Annotated in this window: 11 protein-coding genes and 2 pseudogenes; 10 read left to right on the forward strand and 3 right to left on the reverse strand. The window is 62.3% G+C overall.

Annotated features, from left to right (window positions below):
• The first annotated feature begins 127 nt into the window (after nucleotides 1–127).
• From prpR to P0D80_RS36535, 4 genes and pseudogenes are all read left to right on the forward strand, one after another.
• Nucleotides 128–2,122, forward strand: a complete 1,995-nt coding sequence (gene prpR / locus P0D80_RS36520; protein WP_408291092.1) for a propionate catabolism operon regulatory protein PrpR — start codon at nucleotides 128–130, stop codon at nucleotides 2,120–2,122.
• Between the two features lie 138 nt (nucleotides 2,123–2,260).
• On the forward strand, nucleotides 2,261–2,824 hold the full coding sequence (ahpC, locus tag P0D80_RS36525) for an alkyl hydroperoxide reductase subunit C (protein WP_408180035.1): 564 nt from the start codon (nucleotides 2,261–2,263) through the stop codon (nucleotides 2,822–2,824).
• 152 nt (nucleotides 2,825–2,976) lie between these two features.
• The gene (gene ahpF / locus P0D80_RS36530; protein ID WP_132377360.1) at nucleotides 2,977–4,569 is read left to right on the forward strand and encodes an alkyl hydroperoxide reductase subunit F; all 1,593 of its coding nucleotides are present in this window, start codon (nucleotides 2,977–2,979) and stop codon (nucleotides 4,567–4,569) included.
• Nucleotides 4,570–4,600: 31 nt separating this feature from the next.
• A pseudogene (locus tag P0D80_RS36535) lies at nucleotides 4,601–4,930 on the forward strand (alkane 1-monooxygenase); the annotation flags it as partial.
• Nucleotides 4,931–5,055: 125 nt separating this feature from the next.
• On the opposite strand, the gene P0D80_RS36540 reads toward P0D80_RS36535, so the two are convergent.
• Together P0D80_RS36540 and P0D80_RS36545 are read right to left on the reverse strand one after the other, a co-directional pair.
• Nucleotides 5,056–5,469 (reverse strand): DoxX family protein, encoded by a 414-nt coding sequence (locus tag P0D80_RS36540; protein ID WP_408180036.1) that lies wholly within the window; start codon nucleotides 5,467–5,469, stop codon nucleotides 5,056–5,058.
• An 80-nt stretch (nucleotides 5,470–5,549) separates the two neighbouring features.
• Entirely contained in the window at nucleotides 5,550–6,275 is a 726-nt protein-coding gene (locus P0D80_RS36545; RefSeq protein WP_408180037.1) for a pirin family protein, read from the reverse strand.
• A gap of 131 nt (nucleotides 6,276–6,406) precedes the next feature.
• Here P0D80_RS36545 and P0D80_RS36550 point away from each other — a divergent pair, with 131 nt between their 5' ends.
• A complete protein-coding gene (locus P0D80_RS36550) occupies nucleotides 6,407–7,294 on the forward strand; it encodes a LysR family transcriptional regulator (RefSeq protein WP_408180038.1) in 888 nt (295 codons plus the stop codon).
• Here the strand turns inward: P0D80_RS36550 and P0D80_RS36555 are convergent.
• The gene (locus P0D80_RS36555; RefSeq protein WP_012427263.1) at nucleotides 7,291–8,307 is read right to left on the reverse strand and encodes a 1-aminocyclopropane-1-carboxylate deaminase; all 1,017 of its coding nucleotides are present in this window, start codon (nucleotides 8,305–8,307) and stop codon (nucleotides 7,291–7,293) included. The genes P0D80_RS36550 and P0D80_RS36555 overlap by 4 nt on opposite strands.
• Before the next feature lie 161 nt (nucleotides 8,308–8,468).
• Between P0D80_RS36555 and P0D80_RS36560 the strand changes: the two genes are divergently transcribed.
• From P0D80_RS36560 to katE, 5 genes and pseudogenes are all read left to right on the forward strand, one after another.
• On the forward strand, nucleotides 8,469–8,999 hold the full coding sequence (locus P0D80_RS36560; protein ID WP_408180039.1) for an Lrp/AsnC family transcriptional regulator: 531 nt from the start codon (nucleotides 8,469–8,471) through the stop codon (nucleotides 8,997–8,999).
• 147 nt (nucleotides 9,000–9,146) lie between these two features.
• Nucleotides 9,147–9,680, forward strand: coding sequence for a peptide-methionine (R)-S-oxide reductase MsrB (gene msrB / locus P0D80_RS36565; RefSeq protein ID WP_408291097.1), 534 nt, complete (start codon nucleotides 9,147–9,149; stop codon nucleotides 9,678–9,680).
• 24 nt (nucleotides 9,681–9,704) lie between these two features.
• Nucleotides 9,705–10,448, forward strand: coding sequence for a peptide-methionine (S)-S-oxide reductase MsrA (msrA, locus tag P0D80_RS36570; protein ID WP_408291099.1), 744 nt, complete (start codon nucleotides 9,705–9,707; stop codon nucleotides 10,446–10,448).
• A gap of 394 nt (nucleotides 10,449–10,842) precedes the next feature.
• Nucleotides 10,843–11,739 carry a MipA/OmpV family protein gene (locus P0D80_RS36575; RefSeq protein ID WP_408291102.1) on the forward strand — a complete coding sequence of 299 codons (897 nt, stop codon included), beginning with the start codon at nucleotides 10,843–10,845 and terminating at the stop codon, nucleotides 11,737–11,739.
• Between the two features lie 199 nt (nucleotides 11,740–11,938).
• Nucleotides 11,939–14,057, forward strand: a pseudogene (gene katE / locus P0D80_RS36580) (catalase HPII).
• The last annotated feature ends 78 nt before the right edge of the window (nucleotides 14,058–14,135 follow it).

Here is a 14,135-nt window from a genome sequence, read left to right on the forward strand (position 1 = left end):
CTTGGTGGTTTGTCCCAAACAATCAACAGGTTAGCTGGAAGGCGGCGGCGCGGCGGTCTGTGGCACAATGAGCGTACTGTTCCATGAAACGTTCCATGGAACGTTTCAACATAGACCGAGTGCCGCGATGTCCACTTTCACGCCGTCCCTTGCGAATTCCGATCCGGGCCGCCCAGGCATTGCATTGGTGAGTATCAGCCGGTTGCAGTCGCTTTGCGAGACCGTCGCGCCGCGCTACGCCGGGCGCGCAAAATTCTTCTCGGTCCGGGAAGGCTACAGCGCGGCCGTCACGGCCTTGCAGGCCTACGTGGACGCAGGCTCGGTTGATGTCGTGCTGGCCGCCGGATCGAACGGCGCCTACCTGCGCGACAACCTGAACGTGCCGGTCGTGATGGTCAAGGTGAACGGTTTCGACGTGCTGAGCGCGATCACCCGCGCCACGACCACGTGGCCGAACGCGCAGATCGGCCTCGTGCTGCACGAAACGATCTCGCACGAACTGGCCGACCTGAGCGCGTGGCTGAAAGTCAGCCTGAAACAGCGCGCCTACCGTTCGATCGACGAAGTGCGGCTCGCCGTCGACAGCCTCGCCGCCGAAGGCTGCAGCGTCATCATCGGGCCCGGCATGGCTTGCGACTTCGCCCAGCAGGCCGGCCTCGCGAGCGTTTTCCTGTACTCGCTCGGGGCGGTCGAAGAAGCGTTCGAGCGCTCGGTCGAACTGGCGCGCGTGAGCCGCCAGAAGGAATCGAAGCGCGTTCGTCTGAACACGATCGTGGCGCATCTGCGCGACGGCGTCGCCGCTTTCGACGATGCCGGGCAGGTCGAGGCCGTCAACCCGGCCATGCTCGATCTACTGGGTCTCGACCGCGACCAGGACGTGCCGGCGCAAGTCGAACGCGCCGTCGGGCCGCTCTTGCGCGAAACGCTCGAGAGCGACCTGCCGATCGAGGAGCGTATCGAGCAGATCGGCGGACGCGCGCTGATCGTCAATTGCGTGCCGATCGTGGAGCAGGGCGTGCGCTCCGGCTCCGTGGTGACCTTGCAGGACGCGCTGGTCGCGCAGCGGATCGACCGGTCGCTGCGCACCAGCCAGCGGCCGAAGCATCTGGTCGCGCGGCATCAACTGGACGATCTGATCGGCAACTCGGCGGCGCTCGAGCGCGTGCGGCGGCTGGCGCGCGCAGGCGCGGCGCACGACGCGACCGTGCTCCTGAGCGGCGAAAGCGGAACCGGCAAGGAGCTGGTCGCGCAAGGCATCCACAACGCCAGCCGGCGGCGCGGCAATCCGTTCGTCGCGTTCAACTGCGCGGCCCTGCCGGAAGGCCTGATCGAGAGCGAACTGTTCGGCCACGAGGAAGGCGCGTTCACGGGCGCGCGGCGCGGCGGCAAGCCGGGGCTGTTCGAAATCGCCCACACGGGGACGATCTTCCTCGACGAAATCGGCGAGATGCCGGCGGCGCTGCAGAGCCGTCTGCTGCGGGTCCTGCAGGAGCGCGAGGTGATGAAGCTCGGCTCGGGACGCGCCACGCCGGTCGACGTGCGGGTGATCGCCGCCACTCATCGAGATCTGCACGCGCTCGTCGAGCAGGGCGCGTTTCGCGCGGATTTGTATTTTCGTCTGAACCTGCTTCAGATAGAATTGCCGCCGTTGCGCGAACGGCGCGACGATGTTCCGCAACTGGCGCGGCACTTGTTGAGCCGCAGCGCGCTTCAATATGGGTTGTCGGAGGCCGCGCTCGAGCGGGTGCTGGCGTTTCTCGCGCCCCTGTTCGAGCAGTACGCGTGGCCCGGCAACGTGCGGGAGCTGGAAAATCTGCTGACGCGCGCCGCGATCTATCTCGGCGACGCAGCGGGCGTTGCCGGTCAGGATTGGCAGGCGGTGTTTCCGGAATTTGGGCGCATGAGGCAGGCGGCGGCCTTTAATGCGAGCACTAACGGCACCATTGGCACAAAAAACGGTACAAACGGCGCGAATGCCGCCGCTGAACCCGCCCCGAACCGCAGCAGCCCGACCCGCGAGGACGTTCTCCACGCCCTCGAACAGGCTGGCGGCAACCGCGCTGCGGCCAGCCGGGCGCTAGGAATCGGCCGCACTACCCTCTGGCGGCTTCTGAAGGACTGATCCACGGCGTGATAGGCAGGCGTAGCGAGATAAATAGCGTCAGACTATCGCTACCATTAAAACACACCGCTTTACCTATTAAGCGTCGTCTGACATACTGACTCCACTTTCCAACCACTTCGAAAGAGGACTCAGTAAATGCCGATCATCAACAGTCAAGTCAAACCGTTTAAGGCACAGGCTTATCACAATGGCGATTTTCAGACCATCACCGAAGAAAGCCTGAAGGGCAAGTGGTCGGTTTTCGTTTTCTACCCGGCTGACTTCACCTTCGTGTGCCCGACCGAACTGGGCGACCTGGCCGATCGTTACGCCGAATTCAAGAAGCTCGGCGTCGAAATCTACAGCGTGTCGACCGATACGCACTTCACGCACAAGGCATGGCACGACACGTCGGACACGATCCAGAAGATCAAGTACCCGATGCTCGCTGACCCGACGCTGGCAATCTCGCGCAACTTCGACGTGCTGATCGAAGAAGAAGGTCTGGCACTGCGCGGCACGTTCGTGATCAACCCGGAAGGCGAAATCAAGCTGGCCGAAATTCACGACAACGGCATCGGCCGTGACGCCGGCGAGCTGCTGCGCAAGGTGCAAGCTGCGCAATACATCGCGGCTCACCCGGGTGAAGTGTGCCCCGCCAAGTGGACGCCGGGCGCAGAAACGCTGACCCCGTCGCTCGACCTGATCGGCAAAATCTAAGGTCTCACCACCTTACGCAGTTAGCGCCTCGCGGCGCATCACCGTGCGGACCGCTTCTTACAGTGGTTCGCACGTCCCCGGGCCGCACCTATCCTATCCGGAAGCGTGCGGCGCCGGGAACCCAACACCCATCGTCACGGAATCGAATAGCCATGCTTGATGCCAATCTCAAGACTCAGTTGAAAACGTACCTCGAAAAGGTTAGCAGGCCTATCGAGATCGTCGCGTCGCTCGACGACAGCGCGAAATCGCAAGAGCTGCTGGCATTGCTGAACGATATCGCGACGTTGTCGGAGCGCGTCAACGTGATCGAGCGTCGTGGCGACGCCGAGCGCAAGCCGTCGTTTTCGATCGGCGAGCCGGGCAAGGATACGGGCATCCGTTTCGCCGGCATTCCGATGGGTCATGAATTCACGTCGCTCGTGCTTGCGCTGTTGCAGGTCGGCGGCCATCCGGTCAAGCTCGAAGACGCCGTGATCGAACAGATCCGTAACCTCGACGGCGACTATCAATTCGAAACGTATTTTTCGCTGTCATGCCAGAACTGCCCGGAAGTCGTCCAGGCGCTGAACGTGATGGCGCTGATCAACCCGCGCATCCGCCACGTGGCGATCGACGGCGCGCTGTTCCAGAACGAAGTCGAAGCGCGCCAGATCATGGCGGTACCGACCATGTTCATGAACGGCGAAGTGTTCGGCCAGGGCCGCAGCGGCGTGAAGGAAATCCTTGCGAAGCTCGATACCAACGCCGGTGCGCGTGCCGCGAAGGAACTGGAAAAGAAGCCCGTGTTCGATACGCTGATCGTCGGCGGCGGTCCTGCGGGCGCGGCTGCGGCGATTTACTCGGCGCGCAAGGGTATTGCGACGGGCGTGGTGGCGGAACGCTTCGGCGGGCAGGTGTTGGACACGCTGGCCATCGAGAACTTCGTCTCCGTGACGGAAACTGAAGGTCCGAAGTTCGCCACGGCGCTCGAGCAGCATGTGAAGAGCTACGAAGTCGACATCATGGACGTGCAGCGTGCCGAAGCGCTGATCCCGGGCCGCATCAACGAAGTGCGTCTGGCAAACGGCGCGGTGCTCAAGGCCAGGACCATCATTCTGGCGACGGGCGCCCGTTGGCGCGAAATCAACGTGCCGGGCGAGCGCGAGTACCGCAATCATGGTGTGGCTTACTGCCCGCACTGTGATGGTCCGCTGTTCAAGGGCAAGCGCGTCGCGGTGATCGGCGGCGGCAATTCCGGCGTCGAAGCGGCGATCGACCTCGCGGGTATCGTGCGTGAAGTGACGCTGTTCGAGTTCGGCGCCACGCTGCGTGCCGACGAAGTGCTGCAACGCAAGCTGCGCAGCCTCGCGAACGTGACCGTCGTCACGCAGGCCCAGACCACGGAAATCACCGGCGACGGCAAGAAGGTCAACGGTCTGGTCTACAAAGATCTGCGTTCGGGCGAAGTGAAGCAGATCGAACTGGAAGGCGTGTTCGTGCAGATCGGCCTCGTGCCGAACACCGAATGGCTCAAGGGCACGGTCGAGTTGTCGAAGCACGGCGAGATCGTCGTCGATGCACGCGGCGCGACGTCGGTGCCGGGCGTGTTCGCCGCCGGCGACGTGACCACGGTGCCGTTCAAGCAGATCGTGATCGCCGTGGGCGAAGGCGCGAAGGCATCGCTCTCCGCGTTCGATCATCTGATCCGTAATAGTGAAGAAGTGGAAGTGGTTGGAGAAGCTGAGGCTGAGGTAGTGGCCTGATGCGGTTGTGTGAGTAGTGGACGGCGGCCTTTGGGCCGCCGTTTTTGTTTGTGGTTTATGGATCGTGGGCACGCATGCGATGACTTGGCACGACTACCAGTGCTTCGCGCTCTCGCTCTCACTCCACGCGGCAATTGGCGTGTCGATCGACACGGCGCACGAACTCGGCCACAAGACCGATCGCTTCGAGCGATGGCTCGCCAGAATCACGCTGGCGCCGGTCGCTTACGGCCATTTTTTCGTCGAGCACAATCGTGGGCATTACGTGCGGGTGGCGACGCCATCCGATCCAGCGAGTGCGCGCTATGGCGAATCGTTCTGGGCGTTTCTGCCGCGCACTATCGTGGCGACATGGCGCAGTCGAATATCCACCGGACCATTCGCAAGCGCGTTCGCGGGCTAGCGTGAACCGCGCAATACGAGAAAAAAGCCGCGCGGCGTCAACCGGGCGGCTTTCTTTCTGGCGTGCCGTGCAAGACAGCAGATTCAACGCCGGTCGATTGAATACTTCCCGGCGCCCGTCACACCCAACAGCAATAATCCGCCGATGATGCTGATGTTCTTGTAGAAGTGAATCATATTGTCGTACTGCACCGCGCCGGTCATGTTCCAGTAATGATGGCCGATGAACGCGGCGCCGAGCGTATAAACCGCGAGCAGCAAGGCAAGCGGCCGCGTATAGAAACCGACCAGCAGCGCGATGCCCACGACAAACTCCATCACCACGGCGATCACCGCCGACAACTCGGGCACCGGCGCGCCGCTCGACGTCATATAGGCCACGGTGCCGGAAAAGCCGGCGAGCTTCGACCAGCCGAACATGACGAACAGCACCATCAACAGGATGCGGGCGACGAGGATGACCGCGTCTTTCTGATTTTCAAACAGCGTATAGCGCATGATTTTTTCTCAACAAGGTAGGAAGAGGGCGGCTCGCCGGAATGTTCTCCGGCGAGCCCGCACTAAGCTCATTCAACCGCTTAAGCCCACAACTCCGACATTTCGATGTCGCGCAAGTCGAACACCAGGACTTCCGCGCCGTGGCCTTGCGTGAAGGTCAACGCTTCTTCGCCGCGCACACGCGCGCCGTCGCCTTCCTTGAACTCGACGCCGTTCACGCTCACGCTGCCGCGCGCCACGTGGACATACGCATAGCGATTGCTGGCCAGTTCGAGCCGCGCCGTTTCATCGCCGTCGAAGAGACCGGCATAGACCCGCGCGTCTTGCTGCACCACCAGCGAATCGTCCGCGCCGTCCGGCGAGATCACGAGGCGCAATACGCCGCGCTTATGGTCCGCGCCGAAGTGACGCTGCTGATAACGCGGCGCCGTACCCTTTTGCCCCGGCGCGATCCAGATTTGCAGGAAGTGCACCGGGTCGCTCTTCGAATGGTTGTACTCGCTGTGCGCGACGCCGGTTCCCGCGCTCATCAACTGGATGTCGCCAGGCACGATCACCGAACCGGTGCCCATCGTGTCCTTGTGCTCCAGCGCGCCTTCCAGCACGTACGAAAAGATTTCCATGTCGCGGTGCGGATGCTTGCCGAAACCTTGCGCCGGCGCGACACGGTCGTCGTTGATCACGAGCAGGTCGGAAAAGCCATTCTGCTTCGGATCGTGATAGTTAGCGAAGGAAAACGTATGACGCGAGCTGAGCCAGCCGTGCTCCGCGCGGCCGCGTTGATTGGCATGTCTGATTTCAAGCATCTTTTTTCTCCTTGGGTTGTGCGATCCGGCCAGATGTTTGTCCGCGATCCATGAATGAGAGTGTAGGTCAATCCGGATGGGTATAATCGCCATCAAACCGGAAACACTGTCACTGTGGAGTAGACAATACGATGCAACTCGATGACATGCGGATCTTCGTGGCCACGGTCGACGCGCATAACTTCACGGCGGCCGCCAACCGGCTGTCGCTGTCGAAGCAGTTCGTCAGCCGCCGGGTGATGGCGCTGGAGGAAACGCTCGGTGTGCAATTGCTGATCCGCAACACGCGCAAGCTGGCCGTGACCGACCTCGGGCAGGAGTTCTACGAGCGCGCCAAACGCATTCTCGGCGAAGTGGAAGACGCCGAGCAGGCCATGTCGCTGCGCCGTGCCGGGCCGCGCGGGCTGTTACGCGTGAGCGCGCCGATGTCGTTCGGCATGGCGCATCTGTCGCCGCTGGTGGCGATGTTCCTGCGCGAGCACGGCGACGTGCGCTTCGAGATGGAATTGAGCGACCGCACCGTCGACGTGGTCGGCGAGGGCTTCGACATGGCGATCCGCATCGGCACCTTGCCGGATTCCACGCTGATCGGGCAGAAGCTCGTGGATATCCGGATGGTGGCCTGCTGCAGTCCTGGTTATTTGCGGCGTCGTGGCGCGCCTAAGGTGCCCGCTGACCTGGAGCGCCATGCGTGCCTGTTGTATGGCCACGGCGGCGCCGTGAGCTGGGAGTTTGTCGTCGATGGCGCGACGAAGGGCGTCGAGGTCCACGGTCCGTTGCGCGCCAACAATGGCGAACTGGTGCGCGATGCGGCGGTCGCGGGCCTGGGAATTGTTCGGCTTCCTGACTTTATCGTTGCCGACGCGCTCAAAAGCGGTCAGCTCGTGCCGGTGCTCGAAGCATTCCTGCCTACCGCCACGAGCGTCTACGCGGTTTATCCGCAGCACAGGCAGAGCTCCCTCACGATTCGGGCGTTCGTGGAATTCTTAAGGGAGCATCTGAGGAAGCGCCTCGTTTAGCCGTTGCGGAAAATAAAGCTGTAGCCGTTCAACGCCGGCACGCCGCCGAGGTGCGCATACAGAACGCGCGAACCTTCGGGGAATTCGCCGTTGCGCACCATCTCGATCATGCCGTGCATGGATTTGCCTTCGTAGACGGGGTCGGTCAATACGCCCTCCAAACGCGCGCATAGGCGGATCGCTTCCAGCGTGCCGTCGTTCGGTAAGCCGTACTCCGGGCCGCCGAAGCGCTCGTCGAGCACCACGTCCTTACTCGTAATATCGCGTCCCAGCCCAACCTGTTCCGCGGTTTGCTTCGCGATGCGGGTGATCTGCTCGCGCGTTTGCGCCGGCTTCGCCGAAGCGTCGATACCAATCACACGCTCAGCGCGGCCGTCGTCGGCGAAACCCACCACCATGCCGGCCTGCGTGCTGCCGGTCACAGAACAGACCACGATGTAGTCGAACTTGAAGCCCAATTCCGCTTCCTGCTGGCGAACCTCCTCCGCGAAGCCGACGAAACCGAGACCGCCGAGCGGATGGTCGGAGCAGCCGGCCGGAATCGCGTACGGCTTGCCACCGGCGGCCCGCACGCTTTCCAGCGCATCTTCCCAGCTCTTGCGAAAGCCGATGTCGAAGCCGTCGGCGACGAGACGCACGTCGGCGCCGAGAATGCGCGACATCTGGATGTTGCCGACCCGGTCGTAGACCGCGTCCGAGTAGTTCACCCAGTTCTCCTGCACCAGCACGCACTTCATGCCCAGATGCGCCGCCACGGCCGCCACCTGGCGCGTCTGGTTCGACTGGATCCCGCCGATCGACACCAGCGTGTCGCAGCCCTGCGCGAGCGCTTCGGGGATCAGGTATTCGAGCTTGCGCGTCTTGTTGCCACCGAAGGCAAAGCCGCTGTTGCAGTCTTCACGCTTCGCATACAGATGCACCTTGCCGCCGAGGTGGTCGCTCAGGCGCTTGAGCGGCTGGATCGGCGTCGGCCCAAAGGTCAGCGGGTAACGAGGGAATCGTTGCAGGTTCATGGCAGCTCCGTGGTCGGTAGGTGGGACGCGAACGGCATCCGGTCGCGTTAAGCAGATGGTAGGGAAATCCGCTGGAAATGAGCTTGCGAAAAAATTGGGTTCGGCATACTTTTGTAAATGAAAATCCGTAATCAGATCAAGAAAGAAACGTGTAGGAACTCATGAACGCAACAAAATTTCGTCGACCTTCGACAGCGGTGACCACTGCTGCCGCCGTCCCGGCCGATCCGCTGCAGGCGCTCGACCGCATCGATCGAGCGATCCTGCGGCAGTTGCAAACCGACGCGTCGATTTCGAACGTCGCGCTCGCGGCGAAGGTCAAGCTGAGTGCGCCGGCGTGTTTGCGGCGCGTGGAGCGGCTCAAGGAGTCCGGTCTGATCCGCGGGGTCGTCGCGTTGATCGACCCGAAGGCGGCGGGGGCCGGGATGCTGGTGATCATCGGCGTGGTGCTGGATCGCTCCACGCCGGAGTCGTTCGCCGAGTTCGAGAAAGCGGCGCAAATGGTGGCGGGCTGCATGGAGTGCCACGTGGTGACCGGCGAATTCGACTATTTCATGACGATCCGCACGCGCGACAGCGACAGCTTCAATCGCCTGCACGCGGAGCAACTGCTCTATCTGCCGGGCGTCCGGCAAATCCGCTCATTCATGGTGCTCAAGGAAATTCTCTCGACCACCAAATTTCCGCTGTAATCGCCGCTGCGGTTGTCACCGTCACGTAAAAAGACGCGCATGCTGTCATTTATCCCGCTCTCGTGCGACCAAGCATCGGGAACACTCGCGGGCGGCGCGATCAGCGCCGGAACGGGTGAACGGTACGGACTTTCCGGAGCGATCATCATGGCTTGCAGCAGACGGATTTTCTTCAGGTTGATTGGCGCCATGTCGCTGGCCGGCGGCGCCTCGATGTGGCGCACGGCGCGCGCCGCGCAGCCGGCACAAGCGGCACAGGCAGCAAACGGCAGCGCGGCAGTCGCCTACGAGGTCGTGCACAGCGACGCCGAATGGCGCAAACTGCTGACCGACGCGCAATACCGCGTGCTGCGCGAAGCGGGCACGGAACGCCCGTTCAGCAGCGCGTTGAACGACGAACACCGCGCGGGTACTTTTGCATGCGCCGGGTGCAAACTGCCGCTGTTCTCGTCGAAGACCAAGTTCGACAGCGGCACAGGCTGGCCGAGTTTCTGGCAGCCGCTCGGCCATGCGGTTATCACGCATACCGACAAGTCGTTCGGCATGACGCGCGACGAAGTGCTATGCGGGCGCTGCGGCGGCCATCTCGGCCACGTGTTCGACGACGGCCCCAAGCCGACCGGCCTGCGCTATTGCATGAACGGTCTGGCGATGACATTTACGCCCGCATCGGGCGCGTGAACTGAGCGAATCAGGATGGACCTCATGAACTTCGACAAACGCATTGACGGCAGGCCGGCCCGCTCGCGCATGGCGGCGATTTCACTCTCGGTCGGATTCGGTGCGCTCGCGCTGCTGCTGGCGCAGCGCATGGCGTTCTCATCGGAGGCCGCCGTCGTGATCGCGCCGCCGGCGCTCGACGAACCGGTCGCGGCTTCGACCGCGCACGAAGAAACGGCGGTGTTTGCGGGCGGCTGTTTCTGGGGCGTGCAGGGCGTGTTCCAGCACGTGCGCGGCGTTACCAAGGCGGTCTCGGGGTATTCGGGCGGCCAGCGCGACACCGCGCAGTACGAAACGGTCAGCGGCGGCGAGACGGGGCACGCGGAATCGGTGCAGGTCACGTTCGATCCAACCAAGGTCACTTACGGCCAGTTGCTGCAGGTGTATTTCTCCGTGATTCAGGATCCGACCCAGTTGAACCGCCAGGGGCCGGACAGCGGCACGCAATATCGCTCGGCGGTGTTTCCGCTGAACGACACGCAGAGGCGCGTCGCGCAAAGCTATATCGCGCAACTCGACAAGGCGCACGCCTTCCCCGCGCCGATCGTGACGAAGACGGAGCCGTTCAAAGGCTTCTATGCGGCCGAGTCGTATCACCAAAACTATTTGACGCTGCATCCCAACTCCGCGTATATCGCGATCAACGACATGCCGAAGGTCGCCAACCTGAAGCGCCTGTTCCCGAATCTGTATCGCGACAAGCCGGTGCTGGTCGAAGCATCGCAGTAGGCCGCGAATGTGCGCGGCGTCGCTACATGCGACGCCGGCCGTGTCTTTTTTCATCGCATCCGCATACCTGTGTTTCGTCGTCGTTCTGGCAGCGCGGCGCATTCGCCTCTTGTTCTTCAGCCAATCGAGTCCGCTCTCCAGCGACTAGGCCCGCATTTTGCACGAGTGCGTCCGTCGGCAAATCTTTCGTACCGATCTGTTCAGACAAATGCCCAATTGACGGGCTCCCGATCGGTACGGGTCGCGTTTTTTTGTCGAGCGGTGCGTGGCGTTCGCTGAAAAAATTACATGCCGTAAGTAGCGATGCGGCAGTCGCCCGGGTGCTTTTTATCCCTTGCGGACCCGGGGCGAGAACATAAACCCTCTTCGCGATACGCGAGATCGGAGGCTTCTGGTGTTTAACAGCCGTAGAAAGCGGGGCGGCAAGCTCCGCAATAAACAAACAGGCATCGCGGCAACTTCCCTGGTCGCCGTGACCATCGGCGGCGTCGCCGTCCTACCGGGCTCGGCCTCGGCCCAAACGCCTTCGCCGCTGGGCGAATGGCAATATTCGGTCGGCATTCCGCTGCAGAAGATGTGGCAGCCGAACATTCCGGACTGGCAGGTGCGCGTCGGCGCGGCGACGTCGTTCCAGCCGCGCTACGAGGGCTCCAACCGTTATCACCTGATGGCGGGTCCGAGCGTCGACGTGCGCTATAAGGATCTGTTCTTCCTGTCGAGCGGCGAGGGCTTCGGGGTCAACTTCGCACAAGGGGAGAACTGGCGCGCGAGTCTCGCCGCTGTCTACGACCTCGGACGCCGCGGCCACGACGACCCGCAGGAGTTGGACGGTCTCGGCAACATCAACCCCGCGCCGGGCGTCAAACTGTCCGGTGAGTATGTGGTGTCGAAGGATTTCCCGCTCGTGCTGCGTGCCGACGTCAGGCGCTATTTCGGCGGCTCGAATGGTTGGATCGGCGATTTGGGCGCGTATATGCCGATGCCGGGCAGCACGAAGAAGTTCTTCTGGTTCGCCGGTCCGAACGTGACGCTCGCGGACTCCACTTACATGAATAGCTGGTTCGGCGTGAATCAGTCTCAGGCGGCGAATTCGAAGTACCCGCAGTATCACGCGAGCGCGGGCTTCAAATCGGTGGGCTTCGGCATCAGCGCAGTGTGGCTGTTCGACAAGCACTGGTTCGCCACCGCGGACGGCGCCTTCGAGCAACTGGTGGGCAGCGCGGGCAATAGCCCTGTCACGCACCGCAAAGCCAATGGCGTAGCGGATATTTCGATCAACTACCGTTTCTGATGGCGCGCTTCGGCGCTTGCATAAGATGGCCGGCGGCGCGCAATCGCGGCGCGCCGCATCGTTCGTCCCGCATGGCTGGTTCATTGGCAATCATATAGTGTGATGGAGCCCGCGCGGGTACAACGCTTGCTCCCTTGTTTCGGTGCGTCAGACCGGATTTCCCCACCGGCACGCCCCCGAACGCAAGGAGCAGATTCTCATGGCAGGTAAAACGAATACGCCGAAGCCCGCAGCGAAGGACGCGCAGGCGAATAGTCCGCAAGCGGATCCGAAATCGAAAGATCTCGAACAGTTTCGAGTCAATCCTGAAGGCCAGGCGCTGAGAACCAATCAGGGCGTCAAGATCTCCGACAATCAGAACAGCCTGCGCGCGGGTCCGCGCGGCCCCTCGTTGCTCGAAGACTTCATCATGCGTGAAAAGATCACGCACTTCGACCACGAACGCATACCCGAGCGCATCGTGCATGCGCGCGGCTCGGCGGCGCACGGCGTGTTTCAGGTGTACGAGTCGATGAAGGAGTACACCAAGGCCGCGTTCCTGCAGGATCCCGCCGCACAGACGCCGGTTTATGTGCGCTTTTCCACGGTGCAGGGCCCGCGCGGTTCCGCCGACACGGTGCGCGACGTGCGCGGCTTTGCCGTGAAGTTCTATACGCAGGAAGGTAATTACGATCTGGTCGGCAACAATATGCCGGTGTTCTTCATTCAGGACGCCATCAAGTTTCCCGACTTCGTGCATGCGGTCAAACCCGAAGCGCCGAACGAAATGCCGACCGGCGGCTCCGCGCACGACACCTTCTGGGACTTCGTCTCGCTGGTGCCCGAATCCGCGCATATGGTGCTGTGGACCATGTCGGACCGCGCGATTCCGCGCAGTCTGCGCACCATGGAAGGCTTCGGCATTCACACGTTCCGTTTCGTGAATGCGCAAGGCAAGGGACGCTTCGTCAAATTCCACTGGCGCCCGGTGCTGGGTTCGTACTCGCTGCTGTGGGACGAAGCGCAGAAACTGGCCGGCAAGGATCCGGATTTCCATCGGCGCGATCTGTGGGAGTCGATAGAACGCGGCGATTTCCCCGAGTTCGAACTCGGTGTGCAGATAATTGAAGAAGCCGACGAACACAAATTCGATTTCGATCTGCTCGATCCGACCAAGCTGATTCCGGAAGAAATCGTGCCGGTCAAGATCATCGGCAAGATGACGCTCAATCGCAATCCGGACAACTTCTTTGCCGAGACCGAACAGGTGGCGTTCCATCCGGGCCACATCGTGCCCGGTATCGACTTCTCGAACGATCCGCTGTTGCAAGGCCGTTTGTTCTCGTACACGGATACGCAGATCAGCCGGCTGGGCGGCCCGAACTTCCACGAGATTCCGATCAACCGGCCGGTGTGCCCGTTCAATAACAATCAGCGCGACGCGATGCACCGCCAGGCGATCAACGTCGGCCAGGCCTCGTACGAGCCGAATTCGGTGAGTGGCGGCTGGCCGAAGGAAACCGATCCGGCGCCGTCGGATGGCGGCTTCGAAAGTTATCAGGAGCGCGTGGAAGGCACCAAGATCCGCGTGCGCAGCGAATCGTTCGCCGATCATTTTTCGCAGGCGGCGCTGTTCTACAACAGCATGTCCCAGCCGGAGAAAGACCATATCGCCGCAGCCTATCAGTTCGAACTCGGCAAGGTGACGAAGCCGGAAATTCGAGCGCGCGTGGTGAACGAGATTATCGCCAACTTCGACGCGAAGCTCGCCGCGCAGGTGGCTGAAGGTCTGGGTTTGCCGGCGCCTAAGAAAGGCACGGCGAAGCTGACCGGCCCCAAGGAATCGCCCGCGCTGAGTTTGCTCAACCGGGTGCAGCCGGGCATCAAGACCTGCAAGATCGCGTTGCTGGCCGCGCCGGGTTCCGATAGCGCAGCCATCAAGAAGCTGCAGCAGGCGCTGCAAGGCGAAGGCGCGGCGCCCATGCTGATCGCGCCGACGCTTGCCGCGATCGACGGCATGGCGCCGGACGCCACGATTGCCGGCTTGCCGTCGATCATGTTCGACGCAGTGATCGTGGTGGGCGGCGACAAGGGCGCGAAGACGCTGGCGCAATCGGGCGACGCGCGGCATTTCGTGCTCGAGGCGTTCAAACATCTGAAGGCGATCGCGGCGATCGGCGCGGGGCGTGCTGACTGCCGCGCATTTGCCGGACCATGCCGACGGCGTCGCAACCGGCGACGACAACCAGGCCGCCGACGTGCTGAAGGCCTTCATCAAGGCGGCTGAGCAGCATCGCGTGTGGTCGCGTGCGAAGCAGGCTGAGACAGTGCCGGCTTAAAGGTCACAAGAGTCGTTAGAAAAAACCTGGCCGGTTCGCACCGGCCAGGTTTTTTCATGGTTGCAGCATTAAGGATTC

It is taken from the genome of Paraburkholderia sp. RL17-373-BIF-A, from assembly GCF_046030175.1.
GTDB lineage: Bacteria > Pseudomonadota > Gammaproteobacteria > Burkholderiales > Burkholderiaceae > Paraburkholderia.

Bases quoted from the DNA above. Each gene is read 5' to 3' on its own strand.
- msrB (WP_408291097.1), top strand. From the start codon at position 9,147: ATGGCTTGCAGCAGACGGATTTTCTTCAGGTTGATTGGCGCCATGTCG.
- P0D80_RS36550 (WP_408180038.1), top strand. From the start codon at position 6,407: ATGCAACTCGATGACATGCGGATCTTCGTGGCCACGGTCGACGCGCAT.
- ahpC (WP_408180035.1), top strand. From the start codon at position 2,261: ATGCCGATCATCAACAGTCAAGTCAAACCGTTTAAGGCACAGGCTTAT.
- ahpF (WP_132377360.1), top strand. From the start codon at position 2,977: ATGCTTGATGCCAATCTCAAGACTCAGTTGAAAACGTACCTCGAAAAG.
- P0D80_RS36560 (WP_408180039.1), top strand. From the start codon at position 8,469: ATGAACGCAACAAAATTTCGTCGACCTTCGACAGCGGTGACCACTGCT.
- P0D80_RS36555 (WP_012427263.1), bottom strand. From the start codon at position 8,307: ATGAACCTGCAACGATTCCCTCGTTACCCGCTGACCTTTGGGCCGACG.
- P0D80_RS36545 (WP_408180037.1), bottom strand. From the start codon at position 6,275: ATGCTTGAAATCAGACATGCCAATCAACGCGGCCGCGCGGAGCACGGC.
- msrA (WP_408291099.1), top strand. From the start codon at position 9,705: ATGAACTTCGACAAACGCATTGACGGCAGGCCGGCCCGCTCGCGCATG.
- prpR (WP_408291092.1), top strand. From the start codon at position 128: ATGTCCACTTTCACGCCGTCCCTTGCGAATTCCGATCCGGGCCGCCCA.
- P0D80_RS36540 (WP_408180036.1), bottom strand. From the start codon at position 5,469: ATGCGCTATACGCTGTTTGAAAATCAGAAAGACGCGGTCATCCTCGTC.